We start from the raw sequence: 24,929 nt of genomic DNA, 5'->3' as shown, positions 1-24,929 counted from the left end.
CATTCGCGAGCAAGCCCGCTCCCACATTTTTGCCCGCGTTCCTCCAGTCAGATCAGGCGTAGCTCTCGATCGACGGGCACGCACACACCAGGTTGCGATCGCCAAACACGTTGTCGACCCGGCCAACCGGTGGCCAGTACTTGCCTTCGATCAGCGACGCAACCGGGTACACCGCTTGTTCACGGCTGTACGGGTGGCTCCATTCACCGACGATTTCAGCGGCGGTGTGCGGCGCGTTTTTCAGTGGGTTGTCGTCCTTGTCCAAGGTGCCGTTTTCCACCGCACGAATTTCTTCGCGGATGGCGATCATGGCGTCACAGAAGCGGTCCAGTTCTTCCTTGGATTCACTTTCAGTCGGCTCGATCATTAACGTGCCGGCCACCGGGAACGACATGGTCGGCGCGTGGAAGCCAAAATCGATCAGGCGCTTGGCCACGTCGTCGACGCTGATGCCGCTGCTGTCTTTCAGTGGGCGCAGGTCCAGGATGCATTCGTGCGCCACCAGGCCGTTGCTGCCGGTGTAGAGCACTGGGTAGTGCTCTTCAAGGCGACGGGAAATGTAGTTGGCATTCAGGATCGCCAGCTGCGAAGCACGCTTGAGGCCCGCGCCGCCCATCATGCTGATGTACATCCAGGTGATCGGCAGGATGCTCGCGCTGCCGAACGGCGCCGCGCATACCGCGCCTTCCTTGCGTTCCATGGCCGCGTGGCCGGGCAGGAATGGCGTGAGGTGCGACTTGACGCCAATCGGGCCAACGCCCGGGCCGCCGCCGCCGTGGGGAATGCAAAAGGTCTTGTGCAGGTTCAGGTGGGACACGTCGCCGCCGAACTTGCCCGGTGCGCACAGGCCAACCATCGCGTTCATGTTGGCGCCGTCGATGTACACCTGGCCGCCGTTGTCGTGAATGATCCCGCAGATTTCGCGGATGCCTTCTTCGAACACGCCGTGGGTGGACGGGTAGGTGATCATTAGCGCGGCGAGGTGCTCGCGGTGCTCGATGGCCTTGGCGCGCAGGTCTTCGATGTCGACGTTGCCGCGTGCGTCGCAGGCGGTCACGACCACGCGCATACCGGCCATGTTGGCGGTCGCCGGGTTGGTGCCGTGGGCCGACGACGGGATCAGGCAGATGTCGCGGCGCTCTTCGCCACGGCTCTGGTGATAGGCACGAATGGCCAAGAGGCCTGCGTACTCACCCTGGGAACCGGCGTTCGGTTGCAGCGAGATCGCGTCATAACCGGTGGCCGCGCAGAGCATGGCTTCCAGGTCGGACGTCAGTTCAAGGTAGCCGGCGCTTTGCGCGGCCGGGGCGAACGGGTGCAGGGCACCGAACTCGGCCCAGGTCACCGGGATCATTTCGCTGGCGGCGTTGAGCTTCATGGTGCACGAGCCCAGCGGGATCATGGTGCGGTCCAGCGCCAGGTCCTTGTCGGCCAGTTTGCGCAGGTAGCGCATCAGCTCGGTTTCGGAGTGATAACGGTTGAACACCGGGTGGCTGAGAATCGGCGACTGGCGCAGCAGCGCGGCCGGCAGCGTGCTTTCAGCCTCGGCGAAGGCAGGCAGTGCCTTGCCGTCGGCGAAAATTGACCACAAGGCTTCGATATCAGCCTGGGTGGTGGTTTCGTCGACCGACAGGCCTAGACGCTCAGCATCCACCACACGCAGGTTGATGCGCTGGGCGCGGGCCTTGTCGTGCAGGGCGGCGGTTTGGGCGCCGGTGTTGAGGGTCAGGGTGTCGAAGAAGTGTTCCTGCTCGACCTTCAGGCCCAACGCGGTGAGGCCTTTGGCGAGAATCGCGGTCAGGTGATGAACACGGTTGGCGATCTGGGTCAGGCCTTTCGGGCCGTGGTACACGGCGTACATGCTGGCGATGTTGGCCAGCAGCACTTGGGCGGTGCAGATGTTGCTGGTGGCCTTCTCGCGGCGGATATGTTGCTCGCGGGTCTGCATGGCCAGGCGCAGGGCCGGCTTGCCGAAACGGTCGACGGACACACCGACCAGACGGCCCGGCATGTCGCGCTTGAACGTATCCTTGGTGGAGAAGTACGCCGCGTGCGGGCCACCAAAGCCCAGCGGCACGCCGAAGCGTTGCGCGCTGCCGATGGCCACGTCGGCGCCGAACTCGCCCGGAGGCGTCAGCAGGGTCAGGGCCAGCAGGTCAGCGGCCACGGCGACCAGGGCGTTGGCGGCGTGGAAGCGCTCGGTCAGTTCGCGGTAATCAAACACGTCACCGTTGCTGGCCGGGTATTGCAGCAGGGCGCCGAAGAATGGGCTGACGTCGGTCAGTTCGCGCTCATCGCCCACCACTACGTCGATACCCAGCGGCTCGGCACGCGTGCGCAGCACGTCGAGGGTTTGCGGGTGGCTGTGGATCGAGGCGAAGAAGGCGTTGCTGCCCTTGTTTTTGCTCAGGCGCTTGCAGAAGGTCATCGCTTCGGCGGCGGCGGTGGCTTCGTCGAGCAGGGAGGCGTTGGCGATCGGCAAGCCGGTGAGGTCGCTGATCAGGGTCTGGAAGTTCAGCAGCGCTTCCAGGCGGCCTTGGGAAATCTCGGGCTGGTACGGGGTATAGGCGGTGTACCAGGCCGGGTTTTCCAGCAGGTTGCGCAGGATCGGCGACGGCGTATGGCAGTTGTAGTAGCCCTGGCCGATGTAGGTCTTGAACAGCTGGTTCTTGCCGGCGATGGCCTTGATCTTGGCCAGGGCTTCGGCTTCGCTCAGGCCGTCTTCCAGGCCGAGCACGCTGGTGCCCTTGATGCTTTCCGGGATCACGCTGGCGCTCAGGGCTTCGAGCGAGTCAAAGCCCAGCTTTGCGAGCATTTGCTGCTCGTCTTCCTGGCGTGGGCCGATATGGCGGGCGATGAATTCGTTGGCGGTAGTGAGATTAACGGTCATGGCGCGCTCCTCAGGCTTCAGCGTTGGCTTTGATCAGGCGGTCGTACGCATCCTGATCCAACAGCTTAGCCACTGCGCTGGCATCGGCGGGTTTAAAGCGGAAGAACCAACCTTCGCCCATCGGGTCTTCGTTGACCAGCTCCGGGCTGTCGCTGAGCTTTTCGTTAACTTCGAGAACTTCGCCGTCCAGCGGCATGTACACGCCACTCGCGGCCTTGACCGACTCAACGGTGGAGGCTTCTGCGCCCTTGGCGTAGGACTGCAACTCCGGCAGTTGCACGAAAACCACATCACCCAGCGCGTTCTGCGCGAAAGCGGTGATACCCACGGTGACGCTGCCATCGGCTTCGGCGCGCAGCCATTCGTGATCTTCAGTGAAACGCAACTCGCTCATGGAAACTCCTCAAGGCCAGATTCGTCTGGTGGACGGGATTGGAATAATGGGGAGTTGCTTAGCAATATCGCGGCCAACGTTATTAATTCGTTATAAATCAATAGGTTATTAAAATTGGTTAGGGCGCTGGAAGTTTTTGCTGTAGCGATTTCGCTACAGCTGGGCCTGTGAAAAAAAGCCTATGTGGATCAAAGCCTTGCATGGCGCGCAAAATACAGGGTTGTAGCGATATCGTTACGCTGTAGCGCTTTCAGTACACTGGATGTCGTTCTCAGACCAAAATCTGGAGTGTCGTCCATGTGGGAGTAGGCTTGTGTGGGAGCTGGCTTGCCTGCGATAGCATCACCTTGGTTTAGATGAAAGACCGAGGTGCCTGTATCGCAGGCAAGCCAGCTCCCACATTTGAACCGCGTTTATTCAGTCAGGGCTTGTTGGGAATGCCGTACTTGCGCAGCCGATGCGCAATCGCGGTGTGCGAAGTCTGCAAGCGGCTCGCCAGTTGGCGGGTCGAGGGGTAGCTGGCGTAGAGCTTTTCCAGCAGGCTGCGCTCGAAGTCTTCCACCGCCTGTTCCAGGCTGTCGACTTCGCCGTCGCTCTGGCGCGCTACCGAGGTGCCGGCGATGTCCAGGTCGCCGATGTCCACCAAGCTGCTTTCGCAAATGGCGGCTGCGCGGAAGATCACGTTTTGCAGCTGGCGCACATTGCCCGGCCAGCGGTTGCCCAGCAGCGCCGGGTAAGTGCCGGGCGCCAGGCGGCACACCGGGCGCTGGATCTGCGCGCAGGCCTGCTGCATGAAGTAGCGCGCCAGCAGCAGGATGTCCTGGCCGCGTTCACGCAGCGGCGGGACTTCAACGTTGAGCACGTTGAGGCGGTAGAACAGGTCTTCGCGGAAAGTACCCTCGCTGACCATTTTTTCCAGGTCGCGGTGGGTGGCGCTGAGAATGCGCACATTGACCTTCACTTCGCGGTCGCCGCCCACGCGGCGGAAGCTGCCGTCATTCAGAAAGCGCAGCAGCTTGGCCTGCAAGTACGGCGACATTTCGCCGATCTCATCAAGAAATACCGTGCCCTGGTTGGCCAGCTCCATCAGCCCCGGCTTGCCGCCGCGCTGGGCACCGGTAAAGGCGCCGGGGGCATAACCAAACAGTTCACTCTCGGCGAGGTTCTCCGGCAACGCCGCGCAGTTCAGCGCCAGAAACGGTGCACTGTGGCGCGCGCTGATCGCATGGCAGGCCCGCGCCACCAACTCTTTGCCGGTGCCGGTTTCGCCCTGGATCAGTAACGGTGCATCCAGTGCCGCCACCCGCTGTGCACGCGCCTTGAGGGTGCGGATCACCGGGGACTCGCCCAACAGCGCATCAAAGCCTTCGGCATGGTCATGGTGCAGCGCCGACAATTGCTCGCCGATGCGGTTGGGCTGGTACAGCGTCAGCAAGGCGCCGGCGTCGGTGATGGGCGTGGCGTCGAGCAAAAAGGTCTGGCCGTTGACGCTGATTTCGCGCAAAGGCAGGCGAAAGCCATGCTCCAGCAAGGTCTCCAGCAGCGCCGGGTCATTGAACAGTTCGCTGATACTTTCACCCGCGGGTTCGCGGCCGTACAGCGCGATCAACGCCGGGTTGGCCAGCAGGATCTTGCCGGCGCTGTCCAGGGCCAATACCGGGTCGGTCATCGCGGCCAGCAGGGCGTCGAGTTGCAAGTGGCGGCGCTGGCCGGGAAGGATGTCGACCACGGTGACCGCCTGCACGCCGTGCACGCTGAACAGCGCATCACGCAGTTCTTCGAGGACCTCGGCGCTAAGGGTCGGCGCGTCGATGTAGACGTTGGGCGGCACCATCTCCACCGCATCCAGGTTGAGATTGCGCCCACCGAGCAAGGCCAGGACTTCCTGGGTAATGCCGACGCGGTCGATGAAGCTGACGTGGATACGCATGGGGTGGCTGACAAATCTGCAAAGCGAGAGGCCGCAAGTATGCCTTGGAGCGGATGGAGATCAAAATGTGGGAGCGGGCTTGCTCGCGAATGCGGTGTGCCAGTCTCTTAATTTATTGACTGAAAGACCGCATTCGCGAGCAAGTCGAATCGTCGCACCGCCGCTCCCACACTGATGGTGTTGTGTCAGTGCAAACTTGTTATTCCAGGTGCTCGGGCTTTACCGGATCGCCCGCCTTCACATCCAACTGATGCCGTACATCCTCAAACATCAAGTCGTACTGCTTATGCATCTGGCCGTTGAGCGTCGCAACCTTCGGCATGCCATATTTCTGCGCGATATTCATCGCATGCCGGGCGAAATCAAAAGCCTGGTCCTTGGGCAAAAAGAATTCCTCCTTGAGGTCCTTGCCCTGCACCGAACCGTGCAGCTTGAAGAGCATTCCCTTGCCTTCCTTTGGGTCCTGGCTGACTTCGTAGTCGATGCACAGGTTGTAGCTGTAATCATCCTTGTTGAGCGCGTGACGTTCGACGTGCAGGTGACCGGGTTCAAAGGTGGCCATAGGCGTTTCTCCTCTACTTCACAGGTAGGTGATGCCAGGTGTTGCCGTGCTGATGCGTGTGCCGGCGCTGCCCTGGACAATGGCTTCGATGTCCGAGAGTGAACCGATGACGGCGGTTTTGCCAGTCTGGCGGGCGAACTCGCAGGCGGCTTGCACCTTGGGGCCCATGGAACCGGCGGCGAAGCCGAGCTTTTCCATTTCGTCCGGGTGAGCCTGGCCGATCGCCTTCTGGGTCGGCTTGCCGAAGTCGATAAAGGCCGCGTTGACGTCGGTGGCGATCACCAGCAAATCGGCGTCCAGTTGCGCGGCCAACAGTGATGAGCACAGGTCTTTGTCGATCACCGCTTCAATGCCGCGCAGCTTGCCGTCTTCGCCATACATTGTGGGGATGCCGCCACCACCGGCGCAGATGACGATGGCGCTTTTTTCCAGCAGCCACTTGATCGGGCGGATTTCAAAGATGCGTTTGGGGCGCGGGCTGGCGACCACGCGGCGGTACTTGTCGCCGTCCGGGGCGATGGCCCAGCCTTTTTCGGCGGCGAGTTTCTCGGCTTCGGCTTTGACGTACACCGGGCCGATGGGCTTGGTCGGGTTTTTGAAGGCCGGGTCGTTGGCGTCCACTTCGACCTGGGTCAGCAGTGTGGCAAACGGCACTTCGAAGTCCAGCAGGTTGCCCAGTTCCTGCTCGATGATGTAGCCGATCATGCCTTCGGTTTCGGCGCCCAGCACGTCCAGCGGGTACGGCGACACGCTGGTGTAGGCCGCCGCCTGCAGCGACAGCAGGCCGACTTGCGGGCCATTGCCATGGGCAATCACCAGCTCGTTGCCGGGGTGGATCTTGGCGATCTGTTCGGTGGCGATGCGGATATTGGCGCGTTGGTTGTCCGCGGTCATGGGTTCACCACGGCGGAGCAGGGCGTTGCCGCCCAGGGCTACGACGATGCGCATAATGAATGTCCTTCTGAAGTTGATCGTTCCCACGCTCTGCGTGGGAATGCCTCACTGGACGCTCTGCGTCCGCTCTTGTGACGCGGAGCGTCACGGGCTGCGTTCCCACGCAGAGCGTGGGAACGATCAGCGTGAGGGTTAGATATCCGCCAACGCCGACACCAGAATCGCCTTGATGGTATGCATGCGGTTTTCCGCCTGCTCAAACGCGATGTTGGCTGGCGACTCGAACACCTCTTCGGTCACTTCCACGCCATTGGCCAGGTTCGGGTAGCGTGCAGCGATGTCCTTGCCGACCTTGGTTTCGCTGTTATGGAACGCCGGCAGGCAGTGCATGAACTTCACCCGAGGGTTGCCCGAGGCCTTCATCATCTTGGCGTTGACCTGGTACGGCAGCAGTTGCTCGATACGCTCGTCCCACGCTTCCACCGGCTCGCCCATCGACACCCAGATATCGGTGTGGATGAAGTCCACGCCTTTCACTGCTTCTTTCGGGTCTTCGGTGATGGTGATACGCGCGCCGCTCTCTTCGGCAAACGCCTGGCACTGCTTGATGAAATCCTCGTGTGGCCACAGCGCTTTTGGCGCGCCGATGCGCACGTCCATGCCCAGCTTGGCGCCGATCATCAGCAGCGAGTTGCCCATGTTGTAACGCGCGTCGCCCAGGTAGGCGTAGCTGATGTCATGCAGCGGCTTGTCGCTGTGCTCGCGCATGGTCAGGGTGTCGGCGATCATTTGGGTGGGGTGGAATTCGGCGGTGAGGCCGTTGAACACCGGCACGCCGGCAAACTTGGCCAGCTCTTCGACGATTTCCTGTTCAAAGCCACGGTACTCGATGGCATCGAACATACGGCCCAGGACGCGGGCGGTGTCTTTCATGCTTTCTTTGTGGCCGATCTGCGACGACACCGGGTCGATGTAGGTGACGTGGGCGCCCTGGTCATGGGCCGCCACTTCGAACGCGCAACGGGTGCGGGTCGAGGTTTTTTCGAAGATCAGCGCGATGTTCTTGCCTTGCAGGTGCGGACGCTCGGTGCCGGTGTATTTGGCGCGTTTGAGGTCGCGGGACAGGTCCAGCAGGTAATGCAGCTCGCGCGTGGTGTGGTGCATCAGCGACAGCAGGCTGCGGTTGCGCATGTTGAAAGCCATGATGGAATCTCCTTAGTAGTCGATTGGGTCGCGGATGATCGGGCAGGTCATGCAGTGGCCGCCGCCACGGCCACGGCCGAGTTCACCGGCGCTGATGGTGATGACTTCCACACCGGCCTTGCGCAGCAACGTGTTGGTGTAGGTGTTGCGGTCGTAACCGATCACCACGCCAGGCTCCACGGCCACCACGTTGTTGCCGTCATCCCACTGCTCGCGTTCGGCGGCGAAGCTGTTGCCGCCGGTTTCCACCACACGCAGGGCCTTGAGGTTGAGGGCGGCGGCGACGGTTTCGAGGAAGTTGGTTTTCTCCCGTTGTATGTCGATGCCGTGCGGCTTGCTTTCATCCGGGCGCAGGGTGAAGGGCACGATCTGGTTGACCACTTCGGGGAAGATGGTGACCAGGTCGCGGTCGCAGAAGCTGAACACCGTGTCCAGGTGCATCGCTGCGCGGGATTTTGGCAGGCCGGCAACGATCACGCGTTCCACGGCTTTGTTCTTGAACAGGTTGCGCGCCAGTTGGCCGATCGCCTGGTGGGACGAGCGCTCGCCCATGCCGATCAGTACCACGCCATTGCCAATCGGCATCACGTCGCCGCCTTCCAGCGTGGCGGCGCCGTGTTCCTGGTCGGGGTCGCCGTACCAGATCTGGAAGTCGGCGTTGGTGAACTCAGGGTGGAATTTATAGATGGCCGAGGCCAGCAGGGTTTCCTGGCGTCGCGCCGGCCAGTACATCGGGTTGAGCGTCACACCGCCGTAGATCCAGCAGGTGGTGTCGCGGGTGAATTGGGTGTTGGGCAGCGGCGGCAGAATGAAGCTTGCGTGGCCGAGGAAGTCGCGGAACATCTCGATAGTCTTGCCGCCAAAGCTGCCCGGCAGGTCATCGGCCGACACGCCGCCAATCAGGAACTCGCTGATTTTGCGCGGCTCCAGGCTGCGCAGCCACGAGCCGACTTCGTCGACCAGGCCCAGGCCCACCGTATTGGCGGTGATCTTGCGCTCCAGGATCCAGTCCAGCGCTTCGGGGATGGCGACGATGTCGGTCAGCAGGTTGTGCATTTCCAGCACATCAATGTCCCGCTCGCGCATTTTGGTGACGAAGTCGAAATGGTCGCGCTTGGCCTGGGCCACCCACAGCACGTCATCGAACAGCAGTTCATCGCAGTTGTTGGGGGTCAGCCGCTGGTGGGCCAAACCTGGGGAGCACACCATGACTTTGCGCAGTTTGCCGGCTTCGGAATGTACGCCGTACTTCACTTTTTCCGTGGTCATTACAGATCCTCCAGTGAACAAAGCTTTCTTTAGATAAGAACTACAGAGTCAAGAAGCCGTCGTAGAGGCCATAGGCAGCCACCAGGGCGCCAATGACGACTGCGGCAAAAATCAGCTTCTCGACGTTGGTGAAAATTGGTTTGCCCAGTTCATGCTTGGCCTTGGCGAACAGGATCACGCCAGGCGCATACAGCAGGGCAGAGAGCAGCAGGTATTTGACGCCGCCGGCGTAGAGCAGCCAGACCGCATAGATCAGCGCGATGGCGCCGATGAACAGGTCTTTCTTGCGCTCGCGCAGGGCGTTTTCGTAGGTATCGCCGCGCACCGCCAGCAGCAACGCGTAAGCCGCCGACCACAGGTAAGGCACCAGGATCATCGAGGTGGCGAGGTAGATCAGCGACAGGTAAGTGCTGGCGGAGAACAGCGTGATCACCAGGAAAATCTGCACCATGGCGTTGGTCAGCCACAGGGCGTTGGCCGGCACATGGTTGGCGTTCTCGCGGCGCAGAAACTCCGGCATGGTGTGGTCTTTGGCGGCGGCGAACATGATCTCCGCACACAGCAGCACCCATGACAACAGCGCGCCCAGCAGCGAAATGATCAAGCCGACGCTGATCAGCACCGCGCCCCAGTGGCCGACCACATGCTCAAGCACGGCGGCCATCGACGGGTTCTGCAACTTGGCCAGTTCCGGCTGGGTCATGATCCCCAACGACAGCACGTTCACTAGCATCAGGAACAGCAGCACGGTGATAAAGCCAATCACCGTGGCCTTGCCGACATCGGAGCGTTTTTCTGCGCGGGAGGAGAAGATGCTCGCGCCTTCGATACCGATGAACACCCAAACGGTGACCAGCATCATCTTGCGCACCTGGTTCATCACACTGCCCAGGTCCGGGTTTTTCACGCCCCAGATGTCAGCGGTGAAGATGTCCAGCTTGAACGCGAACAGTGCGATCAACACGAACAGCACCAGCGGCACGACTTTGGCGACGGTGGTCACTAGGTTGATGAACGCCGCTTCCTTGATCCCGCGCAGCACCAGAAAGTGCACGGCCCACAGCAGTACCGACGCGCCAATCACCGCCGCCGGCGTGTTGCCTTCGCCGAAAACCGGAAAGAAGTAACCGAGGGTGCTGAACAGCAACACGAAATAACCGACGTTGCCCAGCCAGGCGCTGATCCAGTAGCCCCAGGCCGACGAGAAACCCATGTAGTCGCCGAACCCCGCCTTGGCGTAGGCGTACACGCCACCGTCGAGATCAGGCTTGCGGTTGGCCAGGGTCTGGAACACGAAGGCGAGGGTCAGCATGCCGATGGCGGTAATCACCCAACCGATCAACACCGCACCCACATCGGCGCTGGCGGCCATGTTTTGCGGCAGTGAGAAGATCCCGCCGCCAATCATTGAGCCCACGACCAGTGCAACCAGCGCGCCTAATCGAAGTTTTCCGGGAGATTCAGACATTGCATGACTCCAATGCAGGAGAAGAGAGACCACAGAATAAGTCTGTGCGCTAATCAAACAGCTGACTCAGATCACTTCATTGGCACATTCCATTGTGAATTAATGACTTAGGGGTAAGATTCGCGGGCGATACTGATCCTCGCAAAGTCGCGTCCCAGAGCGGCTCTGCGTTGTGGATAATCATTTAGTGCGTTTGAGTGGACTTTTGAAACTAGCCCTTTTTGCTGAATGTGCAAACTATTTCGGGCCTAATTGCCAAATAGCTAGAAGGTGGCAGAGTGCCTGCCGCCTTTAAATTTTAAATAAATCTAAACTTTATAAAACGTCATGCCCTTACGTTATTGAGCGTGAGGGTTTTATCGCTGTCTTTAATAAACGCTACACTCGCTGAATTAATTAGTGGAGTGCACGGTTGTCAGCTCAAACTATTTTTATCAGGAGTCTTCATGTCCCAACCGGCCCAAAAACTCAAGCTCAGCGCGCTGATCGCGCTGGTGGTGGGCTCGATGATCGGCGGGGGGATTTTCTCCTTGCCGCAGAACATGGCCGCACGTGCCGAAGTGGGCGCGATATTGATCGGCTGGGCCATCACCGCCGTCGGCATGCTGACCTTGGCGTTCGTGTTCCAGACCCTGGCCAACCGCAAACCCGAGCTGGATTCCGGGGTGTATGCCTACGCCAAGGCCGGTTTCGGCGATTACATGGGCTTCTCGTCTGCGTGGGGTTACTGGATCAGTGCCTGGATGGGCAACGTGGGTTACTTCGTGTTGCTGTTCAGCACCCTCGGCTACTTCTTCCCAGTGTTCGGCCAGGGCAACACGCCGGTGGCCATCGGCTGCGCGTCGCTGTTGTTGTGGGCCGTGCATTTTCTGGTGCTGCGCGGGATCAAGGAGGCGGCGTTCATCAACCAGATCACCACCGTGGCGAAGATCGTGCCGTTGCTGATGTTTATCGTGATCGCCGCCGTCGCGTTCAAGGCGGATATCTTCACCCGCGATATCTGGGGCCTGGGCAACCCGCAATTCGGCAGTGTGGTCGATCAGGTGCGCAACATGATGCTGGTCACCGTGTTCGTGTTTATCGGCATTGAAGGCGCCAGCGTGTATTCGGCGCGCGCCGAGAAACGCTCGGACGTCGGCCGCGCCACGGTGATCGGCTTTCTCGGTGTGCTGGCGCTGCTGGTGCTGGTGAATGTGTTGTCGCTGGGGATCATGAGCCAGCCGGAACTGGCGCAATTGCAAAACCCGTCACTGGCCGGCGTACTGGAGCATATCGTCGGGCCTTGGGGCGCGATGGCGATCAGCATTGGCCTGGCAGTGTCGTTGCTCGGCGCCTTGCTGTCCTGGGCGCTGCTGTGTGCGGAAATTCTCTACGCCACCGCCCATGACAAGACCATGCCGGCCTTTCTGAAAAAGGAAAACGCCAACCGCGTGCCGGTCAATGCGCTGTGGCTGACCAATGTCATGATCCAGATCTTTCTGGTGATCACGCTGTTTTCCCACAGCACCTACACCACGCTGATCTACCTGGCCTCGTCGATGATTCTGGTGCCGTACTTGTGGTCGGCGGCGTATGCGGTGCTGCTCAGCGGTCGCGGCGAAACCTATGACGGCGCCCAGCGCCAACGCTACAAGGATTTACTGGTCGGCTTGGTTGCGCTTGGCTACGCCGTTTGGCTGCTGTACGCCGGCGGTTTGAAATACCTGCTGCTCTCGGCGCTGCTGTATGCGCCGGGCGTGATCCTGTTTGCCCTGGCTAAACGCGAGCAAGGCCAGCCGTTGTTTACCCACCTGGAAAAAGGCATTTTCAGTTGCGTGGTCGCAGGCGCGGGGCTGGCGGCGTATGGGTTGTATAGCGGGGTGTTGTCGTTGTGAGATAGGTGTATCAGCCGCCCTATGACTGGGCGGCGATGCTGGGCTTTTTAGCGGCGCGGCAGCCGTTGAGGGCGTATGCGGCGCAGCATTTGTGGACGTCGTTGCCGGGTGGATTAGTGGCGTCTGGGAGGGCCTCTTCGCGAGCAAGCCCGCTCCCACATTTGACCGCGTTTCAGAGGAGATACTCGGTCAAATGTGGGAGCGGGCTTGCTCGCGAAAGCGGTTTTCAGGTCACCACTGAGCCCGATGTGAGCCCAATTCCCCCGCCGGCAAATCCCACTGCAACGGCGTACCGCTGATGCTCACCGGCGCCAGCAGGCGATGGGCCTGGCCCCAGGCCGTGTGCTCCACCACCAAGCCCTGATCGCCCGGCTCCTCGGCCCGCAACGCTGGCTGCTCCGGCACTTGCCCGGCCTCCACCAACAACTTTGCCGTACGCGCCAACGATAACCGCGCCGACCCGCCGCGCCCGGATTTCAAGCGTTCGCTCAATGCCTGAAGCGCGCTGGCCGCCATCAAATACCCGGTGGCGTGATCCAGCGCCTGCAGCGGCAGCGGCACCGGTTTATCCGACTGCTTCCAGGCCATGCCCGCGTCGGCTATCCCGCTGCTCATCTGCACCAGGCTGTCGAAGCCGCGGCGGTTACGCCACGGGCCGCTCCAGCCGTAGGCATTGAGGCTCACGTCGATCAGGCCGGGGGCGAGGGTTTGCAGCTGCGTGGCGGTGTAGCCCAGTTGTTCAAGGGCGTCGGCGCGGTAGCCGTGAAACAGAATGTCGGCGTCCTTGAGCAGGCTTTCAAACACCTCTCGGCCCTCGGGGCTTTTCAGGTCGAGACGCGCGCAGCGTTTGCCCAAGGTCATTTCCGGCACTACGCCGGGTTCGTTCCAGCTCGGTGAGTCGATGCGCAGCACATTGGCGCCGAGCCCGGCGAGAAAACGACTGGCCACGGGACCGGCCAATACGCGTGTCAGGTCCAGCACCTTGATGCCGGCCAGTGGCCGCGCCACCGAGCCAAGCCAGGGTTTGTCGGGGGTGGTGTCGAAGGTCTCACGCTGCACCAATGCCTCTGCGTTCACCGCCAGCCCTTGAGGGTGGGTTTGCCAGGCTTGCCACGAACGCATCTGCGCCGCGCAGCCACCGGCATCGACAATCGCCTGCTCCAGTTCGGCAGCATTCCAGGCCGCGACTTTGCTGGCCATCTCGGCGCGGTCATTGACCTTGCCCAGCACCCGCTCGGCGGCGGCACGGTGGTGTGGCGCATTGGTGTGCAGGCGAATCCAGCCATCGGCGCAGGCGTAGTCGCCGGCTACCGGGTCCCACAGCGGCGGCGTTTGCCAGCCTACCGGGCGCAGCGAGGACGAAAACCAGAACGAGGCCAGGCGCCGGTCGACACTGACGCTGGGCAAGCGCCCGGTCTGTTGCTGGATCAGTTGAGCGACGGCTTGGCCGGCGGCACCGAGGCTGGCGCTGGCCAGTTCGGTCACGGCAAAGGTCGAGGGCAGGGCGCCAGCTTCGCTGAAGGTCAGCGCGGTGTGCGGTAGATCGAGTGCGGCTTGGATGGGTGTCAGCAGGTCAGTCATCAAAGGCCCTCCGTTTAGAGAAGGGCCACTATAGAAGATCATCACACCGGTGTGACAACTCCCGGCTCCAACGGCAAGTCGATGCTGGCGATAAACCCACCCTCGGCATGGTTCGCCAGGATCAGGCTGCCGCCATGGCGTTCGGCGGCGCGCCGCGCGATGGCCAGGCCCAAACCGTGGCCCTGGGCGGTTTGCCCGGGGGCGCGGTAAAACGGCTCACCCAGTTGGCTCAGGTGTTCGGCGTCAACGCCTGGGCCGTGGTCACGCACGCTGATGAAGATTCTTTCACCCGCGCGATGGGCGTGCATTTCAATCGGCTGCCCCGGCGGGTTAAAGCGCTGGGCATTGCGCAGCAGGTTATCCACTGCGCGCTCGATCATGGTTGGCCAGCCCTTGAGGTGCAGGTCGGCCTCGGCGTTCAGTTGCACCACCTGCTCCGGCGCGCTGAGCTGGGCGTCTTTTTGCAGGGTCTTGAGCAGCGGGTTGAGGTCGATGTCTTCGGCGCTGGCGTTGTCGGCATCGACGCGGGCCAACACCAGGATTTCGCTGATCAGCGCTTCCAGGCGGTCGCACTCGCGGGTCAGGCGTGGCCAGAGTCGTTCGCGCTCTTCGGGGCTGGCGCGTTCGGCCAGGGCCAGGGCAATGCGCAGCCGGGCGAGCGGCGAGCGTAACTCGTGGGACACGTCGCGCAGCAACTGGCGCTGGCTGCCGATCAGGCTTTGCAGGCGCGCGCCCATGCGGTTGAAATCAGTGGCCAGCACGCCGAACTCATCGCGCCGGTTGGCCAACTTCGCCAGGCTGTTTTGCTGGTAGGTGGCCTGGCCGAGGTCATGCACCGCGCCGCGCAGGCGGCTGAGCGGGCGGGTGATGGACAGCGTCACCAGCAGGCTGAACAGCGTCAACACCACCAGCGCAATCGCCAGCGCGCTCAACGGCCACGTCAGGCTGCTGCGGTGCCATTCGTCCAGTTCCGGGTGCGGGATGCGGTAGATCAGCAGGTAAGTGTCACCGGTTTTTTCGCTGGTGTACTCAGCGGTCAGGCGGCGCCAGGGCAGGTGGCTGTCCTGGCTGTCATTCTGCCGGGCCTCAAACGCCGCCGCACGCCGTGGGAAGGTGCCGCGCACCACCGGATCGCCGCTTTCATTCAGCACTTGCACGTCGATGTGGTACTGGCGCTTGCGTTGTTGCAGCAAATCCTGGGCAGCGTCCTCGCCCTGGGCTTCGTAGAGTTGCGTCCACTCCTGCGCCAGGTTGTTGAGACCAGGGTGGCGGCTGAGAATCCAGGCGTCCTGGTTGAGCATATGCCCCAGCAGGATCGACAACCCGGCAACCAGAGCGATGGCCAGCCAGAAACTGGCCAGGATGCGCCAGAACAATGAACGCACAGGAAACCCTCAAGCAGGAAAAGCCCAGCGGCGTAAGCCACTGGGCTGGGGAGTGAAGCTAACGCATTATTGCGCTTTTTGCGGCTGTTGGGCTTTCCAGGCCTGGAATTCCTTCCACTCGGCACGGCGCTCGGCTTGTTTCTTGACGATCTCGTCGAATTTCTTCTGTTGATCGGGTTTCAGCACGGCACGGATGTCAGCCTGGGTTTTCTGCTTGGCGGCAGCCATTTCGTTCTTCATGGCTTGCTGGTCAGCGGCGGGCAGTTTGTCCAGGTACTTGCGCACGATCTCTTTGCGACCGTGCCATTGTTCGCCCATCAGCTTGCCGATTTGCTCGCGTTGTTCGCGGCTCAGGTCGAGCTGGCTGAATGGGCCGCCTTTGCCACGCGGACCGTGTTCACCACCGTGGCCCGGGCCACCCATCATGTGGCCTTCAGGGCCGCCCATCGGGCCTGGGCCTTCTGGCGCAGCGGCCATGGCAACGGTGGGCAGGGCAGCGGCGAACATCAAAGCGATAAGGGTCTTGCGCATGGTGATTCTCCTGTCTCTATTCCGGTGAGTCCGGATGTGAGTAGATTACGGAGATCAAGGTCAGCGGCGGTCAGGTGTGGGTAAAGCTTGGGTAAAGAGGTTTTTGGTGGGCGCTGACAAAACTTTCAAGGCGGGTGAGTTGATCGTTCCCACGCTCCGGTGATCGTTCCCACGCTCCGCGTGGTAACGCATACCGTGACGCTCTGCGTCACCCGTGCGCTACGGAACGCGGAGCGTCCCAGGCGGCGTTCCCACGCGGAGCGTGGGAACCCTCTTTAAGCAGCTTAAAGGCTGTAGTAGTAGCCGCGACTGCGCAACGCCACGATCCGTGGCCGGCCATCCGGGTGTGGGCCGATTTTCTTGCGCAGGTTGCTGACGTGCATGTCCAGGCTGCGGTCATAGAGTGTCAGTTTGCGGCCCAGGGCGATCTGCGCCAGTTCCTGCTTGTCCAGCGGCTCGCCGGGCTGGCGCAGCAAGGCTTCGAGCAGGCGGCTTTCGGAGACGGTGAGGGCGAATTCCTGTTCATCGATCGTCACCACGCCACGCACCGGGCTGAAGCACAGGTCACCCAGCTCCAACTGCGTCGACACGGCAGCCGGGTGGCTGCGGCGCAATACGGCGCGCAGCCGCGCCGTCAGCTCGCGTGGGTCGCAGGGCTTGGCCAGGTAATCGTCGGCGCCCAGTTCCAGGCCGAGGATGCGATCCAGTGGCTCGCCACGGGCAGAGAGCATCAGCACCGGCAGTTCCGGGTGGTCGTTGCGCAATTGCTTGAGCAACTCCAGGCCACTGCCGTCGGGCAGCATCACGTCGAGTACCACGGCCGCCGGGGCGCTGTCGGCCAAGGCTTTGCGCGCGCTCAAGCCATCGTGGCAGGCGCGCACCTGGAAACCTTCCTGGCTTAGCCAACTGGTCAGCAGCTCACAGAGCTCCTGGTCATCATCTATCAGTAACAGCTCGCTCATGACTCACTCAATTTAGCCATTGTCGACGGCGACGGTGCCCACCGCTGGCGAAGATTCCGCACAGCAACGCGATCAGTGCAACGGCGCCACCGGTGACAAACCATTGCTGTTGCTCGGTCAGCCAGCGGGTCAAGGCGCCGCCCTGTGTTTCTTTGAGTTGCTGGGTGAGGCGTTGGTTCTCTTGGCGCAAGCGACTCAGTTGGGCGCTTTCGCGGGCAGCGTCTGCGGTTTGCAGTTGCTTGCTCAGTTCTTCACGCAGGCGTTCGCTTTCTTTCAAGCGCTGCTGCAATTCGGTGATCTGGCTGCCGGCACTCAAGGACAGAGGCGTGGAACTGCCGGTGTTCGAGGTTTCTTCAGCGTGGGCCGCAGCCCCGATCGTTAACACTGCCAACAGACACAACTGACGTAAGCGCATCGGAACTCCTGATTCCACACGAATATTCAGAACGTTGTCGGCAGGTTACCGAGAATAATGAGCAATTAGGAGCGCGCCGGACCGATTAGGTTCGGCGCGGCTTTATTAAAGAAAGCGCGTTCAAGGCAGGACTTGCTTGAACGGCTTGATCACCACATCGGCGTAGACGCCCGCCGCGATATACGGATCGGCCTTGGCCCAGGCCTGGGCATCCGCCAGCGAGGCGAACTCGGCAACGATCAGGCTGCCGGTAAAACCCGCCGCGCCCGGGTCATTGCTGTCGACCGCCGGGTGCGGGCCCGCCAGTACGAGGCGGCCTTCGGCTTGCAGCACTTTCAGGCGTTCGAGGTGCGCCGGGCGCACGCTCAAGCGTTTTTCCAGCGAGTTGGCAACGTCGGTAGCAATGATGGCGTAGAGCATGTCAGTCCTCTGTTTTCGGCGTGGTAGGGGCGGTGTCATGCAGGTGGCGCGACAGGTAGATGCCTTGGCCGATCAGGAACAAGACGGTCATGCCCAGGCTGCCGAAGACTTTGAAGTCGACCCAGTAGGCTTGAAAGGTAAAGGCCACGAACAGGTTGGCGGCGCCGCAGAACAGGAAAAACACGATCCAGGCCACGTTCAAACGCGTCCACACCGGGTCCGGCAATGTCAGCGCATGGCCCATGATCCGCTTGATCAGCAGGCGATCACCGATGAAGTGGCTGCCGATAAACACCAGCGCGAACAGCCAGTTCACCACCGGGGCTTTCCATTTAAGGAAGGTTTCGCTGTGGAAGGCCAATGTCAGGCCGCCGAAGACCAGACAGGCGATGAGGGTCAGCCATTGGCTTTTTTCCAGCTTGCGCTGGGAGATGAAGATGGCGCCGTAGACCACGATAGAGCTGATGATCAGCACGGCGGTGGCGCTGTAGATGCCCCCGAACGTCAGTTCGTGACCGGCGATATCGATGACTCTGGGGTCGAGTTTGGTAACGATGAAAAACAGCAACAGCGGGATGAAGTCGATGAATTGTTTCACAGTAAGAGCCAGAAGCTGGATGTGGCGGCATAATAACAAACATCCTTGGTAGCGAAAGCGCCAGCTGACTTGAGGTTACACACTCCCGTGAATGTTGATTTGCACTGCCACAGCACGGCCTCCGACGGCGCCCTGGCGCCCGCGGTACTGGTTGCGCGTGCGTTTGAAAAAGGCGTGCGAGTCCTGTCGTTGACCGACCACGACACCCTCGAAGGCCTCGATGAGGCCCGCGAAGCGGCCCAGGCCATGGGCATGCAACTGGTCAACGGCGTGGAATTGTCCTGCACCTGGGGCGGCGCCACCATTCATGTGCTCGGCTACGGCTTTGATCAAAACGCCCCGGCGTTAGTCGCCGCCATCGCCCAATTGCACGATGGCCGCTGGCTGCGGTCCGAAGAAATAAGCCGCAAACTCAGCCTTAAGGGCATGCCCAATGCGCTCGACGGCGCTCGCGCCATCCAGCAGGAACTGGGCGACAGCGGCAATGCACCGGCCCGGCCGCACTTTGCCGACTGGATGGTGCGTGAAGGTTTCGTCAAGGACCGCGCCGAAGCGTTCCGCAAATGGCTGGGCGCCGGCAAGTTGGGTGACGTCAAGCAACACTGGCCGACCCTGGAAGACACCGTCGGCACCCTGCGGGCCTCCGGGGCCTGGGTCAGCCTGGCGCATCCCTGGCATTACGATTTCACCCGCAGCAAGCGCCGCAAGCTGATTGGCGACTATATTGGAGCGGGCGGCCACGCAATCGAAGTGGTCAACGGGCACCAACCCGCCGAACAGGTGGGGAGCCTGGCGATTCTTGCCCGCGAATTTGGTCTGCTGGTCAGTGCCGGCAGTGATTTTCATGGCCCAGGCGGCTGGTCCGAGATTGGCGAGTACCGCCAAGTCCCGGAAGACCTGCCGCTGTTGTGGGGGCGATTCAAGCATGACCCCATTATTGCCACCGTCTGAACAGGTAGAACACGTGAGTCAATTCTTCCAGATTCATCCGGAAAACCCTCAAGCGCGCCTGATTAAACAGGCCGTGGAGATCATCCGCGCCGGTGGCGTGGTGATCTACCCAACGGATTCGTCCTACGCAATTGGTTGCCAGATCGGCGATAAAAGCGCGGTTGAACGCGTAAGACGCCTGCGTGACCTGGACAAGAACCACAACTTCGCGCTGATCTGCAGCGATTTGTCCCAACTGGGGCTGTTCGCCAAGGTCGACACCGGCACCTTCCGCCTGCTCAAGGCCCATACGCCGGGGCCCTACACCTTTATCCTGAATGCCACCCGCGAGGTGCCGCGCCTGTTGCTGCACCCGAAGAAGCGCACCATCGGCCTGCGCGTGCCGGAGCACCCGATTGCCCTGGCGTTGCTGGCGGAACTGGGTGAGCCGTTGATGAGTGTGTCGTTGATCCTGCCCGGTGAAGAAGAGCCGCTGTACGACCCGTACGAAATGCGCCGCCTGCTGGAAAAACACGTCGACCTGATCATCGATGGCGGCTACGGCGGCAACAAGGCTTCCACCGTGATCAACCTGGCCGACGGCGAGCCGGAAGTGGTGCGTGTGGGCTGCGGCGACCCGACGCCGTTTATGGTCGAGGCCTGAATGTCGGTCGTGGAAACCGTCGACAGCCAGGCCGGCGCCCAGCAGGAACTGCCTTTTGCCATGGTGTATGGCCAAGCGGTCATGGAGATGCCGCTGGACCTGTACATCCCGCCGGACGCCCTGGAGGTCTTTCTTGAGGCCTTTGAAGGCCCGCTGGACTTGCTGCTGTACCTGATCCGCAAGCAGAACATCAATATTCTGGATATCCCGGTGGCGGAAATCACCCGCCAATACATGGGGTATGTCGAGCTGATGCAGTCGGTGCGCCTGGAGCTGGCCGCCGAGTACCTGGTGATGGCTGCCATGCTCGCCGAGATCAAGTCGCGCATGCTGTTGCCGCGCTCGGAGACCATCGAAGCCGAAGAGGACGACCCGCGCGCCGAGCTGATCCGTCGCCTGCAAGAGTACGAACGCTTCAAAGCGGCTGCCGAAGGCATTGACGGCTTGAGCCGCGTCGGGCGTGACGTGGTGGTGCCCAAGCTCGACGCCCCGGAAGCGCGGGCGCGCAAGCTGCTGCCGGACGTCAGCCTGGAAGAATTGCTGATGTCCATGGCCGAGGTTCTGCGCCGTGGCGATATGTTTGAAAGCCACCAGGTCAGCCGCGAGGCGCTGTCGACCCGTGAGCGCATGAGCGATGTGCTCGAACGCCTCAAGGGCGGCGGGTTTGTACCCTTTGTCGAGCTGTTTACCAAAGAAGAAGGGCGCCTGGGGGTTGTGGTGACCTTTATGGCGATCCTCGAGCTGGTCAAGGAATCCTTGGTCGAGCTTGTCCAGAATGAGCCTTTTGCGGCTATCCACGTGCGGGCGCGAGCCGAATAAAGAGCTGAATCGATGAATTTGACTGAACCCCGCGAACTGGCGCCGCTGCTGGAAGCCTTTCTCCTGGCCTCGGGTAAACCGCAATCCCTGGAGCGCCTGTTCGAACTCTTTGAAGAGGCCGAGCGCCCTGAACCGCCGGTGTTCAAGAAGGCGTTGGAGATTTTGCGCAAATCCTGCGACGGCCGCGCCTTTGAGCTGCGCGAAGTGGCGTCGGGTTATCGCCTGCAGATCCGTGAGAAGTTTTCCCCGTGGGTCGGCCGCTTGTGGGAAGAGCGCCCGCAGCGTTATTCGCGGGCGATGCTCGAAACCATGGCGCTGATCGCCTATCGCCAGCCGATCACCCGGGGCGAGATCGAGGATGTGCGGGGCGTGGCGGTCAACAGCCATATCGTCAAGACGCTGCTGGAGCGCGAGTGGATCCGCATCGTCGGCTACCGCGACGTGCCCGGAAAGCCGGCCATGTTCGCCACCACCAAGGTGTTCCTCGACCATTTCAACCTGAAAAACCTCGATGACCTGCCGCCGTTGGCCGAACTGCGCGAGATGGAAGCCGAGCCGGTGCTCGACTTCGTCGACGCGCCGGTCCCGGCCAGCCTGCAGGAACTGGCCGACGCCACCGCCGAGCCGGAAGAACCGAAGGACGAAACCAGTTTCCACACCTTGTTGCTGGAACTGGACGACATGGAGCAGGGCATCAAGACCGACTTCGACGACTTGCTGCGTGACGGTGCGGCTGAGCCTGAAACCCAAGTGAACGTTGAAGTTGAGCCTGAAGTCGAAGCTGAAGCAGAGCCTGAGGAAGATATCCTCGGCGTGGCCGAAGCCCGCGAGAAACTCCTGGCCGCCGTTGCCGCTCTTGAACAGCCGCCGTTGAGCGACGAGGAAGATGAAGCCCGGGCGCTGGCTGAAGCGATCGAGGCCGAACGCCGCCAATTTGATGATTAACTCGATCTAACATTTTGATCTCCAGCGTCAGGGAGTAAGCATGAGTTCCACCAAAGACCCCTGCATCAGCATCTGCAAATTCACCGATGACATTTGCGTCGGCTGTGGCCGCAGCAAGCGCGAAATCCGCGCCTGGAAGAAACTCGACAAAGTCGACAAACGCACAGTTTTGGCCGAAGCCGAACTGAGATTGCTGGCCTTGGGCGCCACCGGTCGGCGGAAAAGCAAATGACTGGGGCCTTATCGACTAGTCTGTGATGCGCAACGCGCGCCATGCGCGTATGATTCGCGACCCTTTGGCGACCTATTCGCCCAAAGCCCAGCTTTCAACATTCTTCAGGCCACGCCTGAATCGACCCACCGGGAGGTGCTTAAGATGAACGACCAAGACCAGAACGACAGCCAGGAAATCGGCCCAGCAGGTGAAAAACTGCAAAAGGTGCTGGCGCGTATCGGCGTGGGCTCGCGCCGCGACGTCGAAGCCTGGATCACCCAGAAGCGCATCAAGGTCAACGGCGTTGAAGCCACCCTTGGCCAGCGCGTCGACCTGCACGATGCAATCACCATTGATGGCAAGGTCATCAAGCGTGAAGAGGCCGCCGAATCGGTGCGCCGCGTGATCATGTACAACAAGCCCGACGGCGAGATCTGCACCCGTGACGACCCGGAAGGCCGTCCGACCGTGTTCGACAAGATGCCCAAGCCCAAAGAAGGCCGCTGGATCAACATCGGTCGTCTGGACATCAACACCACCGGCTTGCTGATGTTCACCACCGACGGTGAATTGGCCAACCGCCTGATGCACCCGTCCTACGAGATGGACCGTGAATACGCCGTGCGTGTACGCGGTGAAGTCGACGACGAGATGATCGAGCGCTTGAAAGCCGGCGTGGTCCTTGAAGACGGCCCGGCCAAGTTCACCGACATCAAGCAGGCACCCGGCGGCGAAGGTTTCAACCACTGGTATCACTGCGTGGTGATGGAAGGCCGTAACCGTGAAGTACGTCGCCTGTGGGAATCCCAGGGCCTGGTGGTCAGCCGCCTGAAGCGCGTGCGTTTCGGCCCGGTGTTCCTGAACTCCGACCTGCCGATGGGTCGCTGGCGCGAAATGAGCCAGTACGAAGTCGACATCCTCAGCGCCGAAGTGGGCCTGACGCCGGTCGCGATGCCGCAGATGAACGCCAAGAGCAAAGACAAGCTTGAGCGCATGCAGCGTAAATCGTCGCGCCCTGTGGCCCGCACCGAACGTGTGGCCCGCACCCTGCGCCCGGCGCTGAATGCACCGGCAACCGGTGGGCGTATCTCCCGTGAGCCGCACATCGAAGGCGAGCGCCGCCCAACGGCCCCGTCCCGTCAGGAAGGTGAGCGTGCGCCACGCACGCCGCGCCCTGCACGCGGTGACGCGCCAGCCGGTGGTCGCGGCAATCGTGGTGAAGGCCGTGGTGCTCCGGCATCCGATCGCCCAGCCGATAACGCCAGCACCAAGCGCCCGGCCAAGCCTGCGGCGAATAAGCGTCCTGGCCCGAAACTGGTCGCCGACGAGCCGTCGGGCAAGCGCCGTGGCGCCCCGGCCGGTTCCGGTCAGCGTCCTGGTTTTGGTCGCAAGAAGCCGCAGTGATGTAAGTGCGGCATAAAAAAACGCCAACCCTAGGGTTGGCGTTTTTTTTGGTCTGGATTTGGTAACCCAATCAACTGTGGGAGCGGGCTTGCTCGCGAATGCGGTGTATCAGCTTGCACATGCATCAACTGACCCACCGCATTCGCGAGCAAGTCTGCTCCCACATTTGGATCTCCAGTGTTTCTGAATTTTGTGATCAGAACGCAAACCGCCCATCAAACACCGGCTTGTCATCCAGCGCCAACACGCCACTGGCAAAGATCAAATCCAGGTGATGGCTACCTTTCTGCCCGCCGCCCAGGCCCAGGTGCAAACCGCAATGGCGCTCCTCGAACCCGGCGTTGCGCGCATACAAATCCTTGACCCCTTCATTGGTGCCAATCCCCAACTCCTCCACACGGCGGTTGGACGGGTTGGCATTCAGGTATTTGTTGAAGTCATCCGCCAGCCCCGGTACGTCGCTGGCCACGCTGCAAATGGTCGAGTTCTCGATCCACAGTTCCAGCGGTGATTGCAGCACGCCGTATTTGCGCGCAAACGGGATGGTGCTGAGAAAGGTGCCGACAAACCTTACCTGGCCATTGATGGCCTCGCTGTGGGTAGCAATTTCGCCCGGCGCCAGGTCGTGGTTGCCGACGCCGTTGATGTTGGTCCACTTCTTGATGCTGCTCATCGGTGCTTCCAGGCGTGAGCCGTGTTTGTCGGTAAAGCTCAGCACGTTGGCTTGGGACATGCGCCGGATCAAAGTGGCGTTGAGGTCGGCAATGCGCTGCGGCTCGACGCTGAAGGTGTCATAGAAGTAGTCGCCATAATCCTTGAACAGCAGGGATTTCTTCCAATGCTCGGCCATCACGCCTTGCAGTGCGCGGATAAAGTCCGGGCCTTCGGCACGTGGGTTGGGCAGGGTCGAGGAATCGTAGAGAAACAGGTACAGGTCGCAGGCTTCGATGGCGTGGGCCAGGGTGTCGCTGGCGGCCAGGTCCAGGCGCTGCACCTGGAAATTGAAACGGGCGGCGCTGCCGTGGGTGATTGCCTGGGCGATGGCGTCGTAGCGTTCGGTATGGCCCAGCAGCACGGTAGGGCGGCTCAGGCCGCTGAGGGCCGGGTGGTGAGCGAGGTAGTAGAGAAAGTGTTCGACGGCGCGGGCCTTGTCCATGACGTGTGTCCTTCTGTGCCTTGGGTAAGGGGGCAGGTGCCGTGCACAGCACCTGCCGGATGCCTGCCGGGTGTTAGAAAGGCCACATCGCGGTGCCGAACGGCACAACGGCATCGGCTTGCATCATTTCAACGGCGGCCTCATGGGTCGGCGCTTCAAACCAATCGTCGAGTTGCAGTTCGGTTTCCAGGTCGTTTTCCAGTGCTTGCATGGTGTATCTCCTAGAGGACGTTGTTTGAGAACGGCTTGCCAGCGGGCTTCGCTGGGCAAGTGCAAGAACCTAGGCGAGAGTGTTTCAGAATGCAAAAAATTTATTGACACGGTTTCATTTGGATTTTTTCTTCTGTTTTTTGCGGTTTGATTTTTTTTAGAAAAAACAGTGAGCTGGCTGAAACGATTGATCAGGTTTTTGCCACTGACA

Annotated in this window: 24 protein-coding genes; 7 read left to right on the top strand and 17 right to left on the bottom strand. The window is 61.3% G+C overall.

Annotated features, from left to right (window positions below):
• Window positions 1-52 precede the first annotated feature (52 nt).
• The 8 genes from gcvP to arcD (HX783_RS11905) all read right to left on the bottom strand — a co-directional run bounded on the left by gcvP (window position 53) and on the right by arcD (HX783_RS11905) (window position 10,610).
• Window positions 53-2,890 (bottom strand): aminomethyl-transferring glycine dehydrogenase, encoded by a 2,838-nt coding sequence (gene gcvP / locus HX783_RS11940; protein ID WP_177017006.1) that lies wholly within the window; start codon window positions 2,888-2,890, stop codon window positions 53-55.
• Window positions 2,891-2,900: 10 nt separating this feature from the next.
• The gene (gcvH, locus tag HX783_RS11935; RefSeq protein WP_177017005.1) at window positions 2,901-3,284 is read right to left on the bottom strand and encodes a glycine cleavage system protein GcvH; all 384 of its coding nucleotides are present in this window, start codon (window positions 3,282-3,284) and stop codon (window positions 2,901-2,903) included.
• 421 nt (window positions 3,285-3,705) lie between these two features.
• Window positions 3,706-5,214 carry a sigma-54-dependent transcriptional regulator gene (locus HX783_RS11930; RefSeq protein WP_177017004.1) on the bottom strand — a complete coding sequence of 503 codons (1,509 nt, stop codon included), beginning with the start codon at window positions 5,212-5,214 and terminating at the stop codon, window positions 3,706-3,708.
• 199 nt (window positions 5,215-5,413) lie between these two features.
• Window positions 5,414-5,776 carry a DUF5064 family protein gene (locus HX783_RS11925; RefSeq protein WP_159959430.1) on the bottom strand — a complete coding sequence of 121 codons (363 nt, stop codon included), beginning with the start codon at window positions 5,774-5,776 and terminating at the stop codon, window positions 5,414-5,416.
• Window positions 5,777-5,794: 18 nt separating this feature from the next.
• Window positions 5,795-6,724 carry a carbamate kinase gene (gene arcC / locus HX783_RS11920; RefSeq protein ID WP_159959428.1) on the bottom strand — a complete coding sequence of 310 codons (930 nt, stop codon included), beginning with the start codon at window positions 6,722-6,724 and terminating at the stop codon, window positions 5,795-5,797.
• 138 nt (window positions 6,725-6,862) lie between these two features.
• Window positions 6,863-7,873: an ornithine carbamoyltransferase gene (locus HX783_RS11915; RefSeq protein WP_027605559.1), complete on the bottom strand. Its 1,011-nt coding sequence runs from the start codon at window positions 7,871-7,873 to the stop codon at window positions 6,863-6,865.
• Window positions 7,874-7,885: 12 nt separating this feature from the next.
• Window positions 7,886-9,142, bottom strand: coding sequence for an arginine deiminase (arcA, locus tag HX783_RS11910; protein WP_177017003.1), 1,257 nt, complete (start codon window positions 9,140-9,142; stop codon window positions 7,886-7,888).
• Between the two features lie 40 nt (window positions 9,143-9,182).
• On the bottom strand, window positions 9,183-10,610 hold the full coding sequence (gene arcD / locus HX783_RS11905; protein ID WP_177017002.1) for an arginine-ornithine antiporter: 1,428 nt from the start codon (window positions 10,608-10,610) through the stop codon (window positions 9,183-9,185).
• 446 nt (window positions 10,611-11,056) lie between these two features.
• On the opposite strand from arcD (HX783_RS11905), the gene arcD (HX783_RS11900) reads away from it, so the two are divergent.
• Window positions 11,057-12,484, top strand: a complete 1,428-nt coding sequence (gene arcD / locus HX783_RS11900) for an arginine-ornithine antiporter (protein ID WP_177017001.1) — start codon at window positions 11,057-11,059, stop codon at window positions 12,482-12,484.
• Window positions 12,485-12,715: 231 nt separating this feature from the next.
• Here the strand turns inward: arcD (HX783_RS11900) and HX783_RS11895 are convergent, their stop codons facing one another.
• The 7 genes from HX783_RS11895 to HX783_RS11865 all read right to left on the bottom strand — a co-directional run bounded on the left by HX783_RS11895 (window position 12,716) and on the right by HX783_RS11865 (window position 18,376).
• On the bottom strand, window positions 12,716-14,065 hold the full coding sequence (locus HX783_RS11895) for a CoA transferase (RefSeq protein ID WP_177017000.1): 1,350 nt from the start codon (window positions 14,063-14,065) through the stop codon (window positions 12,716-12,718).
• 41 nt (window positions 14,066-14,106) lie between these two features.
• Window positions 14,107-15,450, bottom strand: a complete 1,344-nt coding sequence (locus HX783_RS11890) for a HAMP domain-containing sensor histidine kinase (protein WP_177016999.1) — start codon at window positions 15,448-15,450, stop codon at window positions 14,107-14,109.
• A 66-nt stretch (window positions 15,451-15,516) separates the two neighbouring features.
• Complete coding sequence (locus HX783_RS11885; protein ID WP_159959416.1) at window positions 15,517-15,981, bottom strand: LTXXQ domain protein; 465 nt, start codon at window positions 15,979-15,981, stop codon at window positions 15,517-15,519.
• A 284-nt stretch (window positions 15,982-16,265) separates the two neighbouring features.
• Window positions 16,266-16,943 carry a response regulator transcription factor gene (locus HX783_RS11880; RefSeq protein ID WP_119741452.1) on the bottom strand — a complete coding sequence of 226 codons (678 nt, stop codon included), beginning with the start codon at window positions 16,941-16,943 and terminating at the stop codon, window positions 16,266-16,268.
• A 7-nt stretch (window positions 16,944-16,950) separates the two neighbouring features.
• A complete protein-coding gene (locus HX783_RS11875) occupies window positions 16,951-17,358 on the bottom strand; it encodes a translation initiation factor 2 (protein WP_159959414.1) in 408 nt (135 codons plus the stop codon).
• 120 nt (window positions 17,359-17,478) lie between these two features.
• The gene (locus HX783_RS11870; RefSeq protein WP_177016998.1) at window positions 17,479-17,778 is read right to left on the bottom strand and encodes a YciI family protein; all 300 of its coding nucleotides are present in this window, start codon (window positions 17,776-17,778) and stop codon (window positions 17,479-17,481) included.
• 1 nt (window position 17,779) lies between these two features.
• Window positions 17,780-18,376 (bottom strand): septation protein A, encoded by a 597-nt coding sequence (locus HX783_RS11865; protein WP_106578415.1) that lies wholly within the window; start codon window positions 18,374-18,376, stop codon window positions 17,780-17,782.
• A gap of 87 nt (window positions 18,377-18,463) precedes the next feature.
• Here HX783_RS11865 and HX783_RS11860 point away from each other — a divergent pair, with 87 nt between their 5' ends.
• The 6 genes from HX783_RS11860 to rluB all read left to right on the top strand — a co-directional run bounded on the left by HX783_RS11860 (window position 18,464) and on the right by rluB (window position 23,352).
• Entirely contained in the window at window positions 18,464-19,327 is an 864-nt protein-coding gene (locus HX783_RS11860; RefSeq protein WP_177016997.1) for a PHP domain-containing protein, read from the top strand.
• A 13-nt stretch (window positions 19,328-19,340) separates the two neighbouring features.
• Entirely contained in the window at window positions 19,341-19,970 is a 630-nt protein-coding gene (locus tag HX783_RS11855) for an L-threonylcarbamoyladenylate synthase (RefSeq protein ID WP_017139161.1), read from the top strand.
• Window positions 19,971-20,090: 120 nt separating this feature from the next.
• Complete coding sequence (locus HX783_RS11850) at window positions 20,091-20,789, top strand: ScpA family protein (protein WP_169875663.1); 699 nt, start codon at window positions 20,091-20,093, stop codon at window positions 20,787-20,789.
• 12 nt (window positions 20,790-20,801) lie between these two features.
• Window positions 20,802-21,734: an SMC-Scp complex subunit ScpB gene (gene scpB, locus HX783_RS11845; RefSeq protein WP_177016996.1), complete on the top strand. Its 933-nt coding sequence runs from the start codon at window positions 20,802-20,804 to the stop codon at window positions 21,732-21,734.
• A 40-nt stretch (window positions 21,735-21,774) separates the two neighbouring features.
• Window positions 21,775-21,966: a DUF1289 domain-containing protein gene (locus HX783_RS11840; RefSeq protein WP_083357036.1), complete on the top strand. Its 192-nt coding sequence runs from the start codon at window positions 21,775-21,777 to the stop codon at window positions 21,964-21,966.
• Between the two features lie 144 nt (window positions 21,967-22,110).
• Window positions 22,111-23,352, top strand: a complete 1,242-nt coding sequence (gene rluB / locus HX783_RS11835) for a 23S rRNA pseudouridine(2605) synthase RluB (RefSeq protein ID WP_159959405.1) — start codon at window positions 22,111-22,113, stop codon at window positions 23,350-23,352.
• Window positions 23,353-23,548: 196 nt separating this feature from the next.
• Here rluB and HX783_RS11830 read toward each other — a convergent pair whose 3' ends face one another.
• Both HX783_RS11830 and HX783_RS11825 read right to left on the bottom strand, forming a co-directional pair.
• Complete coding sequence (locus HX783_RS11830; protein WP_177016995.1) at window positions 23,549-24,508, bottom strand: leucyl aminopeptidase; 960 nt, start codon at window positions 24,506-24,508, stop codon at window positions 23,549-23,551.
• A gap of 73 nt (window positions 24,509-24,581) precedes the next feature.
• Window positions 24,582-24,719 (bottom strand): hypothetical protein, encoded by a 138-nt coding sequence (locus tag HX783_RS11825; RefSeq protein ID WP_003175756.1) that lies wholly within the window; start codon window positions 24,717-24,719, stop codon window positions 24,582-24,584.
• Between the last annotated feature and the right edge of the window lie 210 nt (window positions 24,720-24,929).

The organism is Pseudomonas sp. D2002 (assembly GCF_013385735.1).
Lineage (GTDB): Bacteria > Pseudomonadota > Gammaproteobacteria > Pseudomonadales > Pseudomonadaceae > Aquipseudomonas.
Note: the sequence above shows the minus strand (reverse complement) of the source record. Positions and strands in the feature narration are given on the sequence as shown.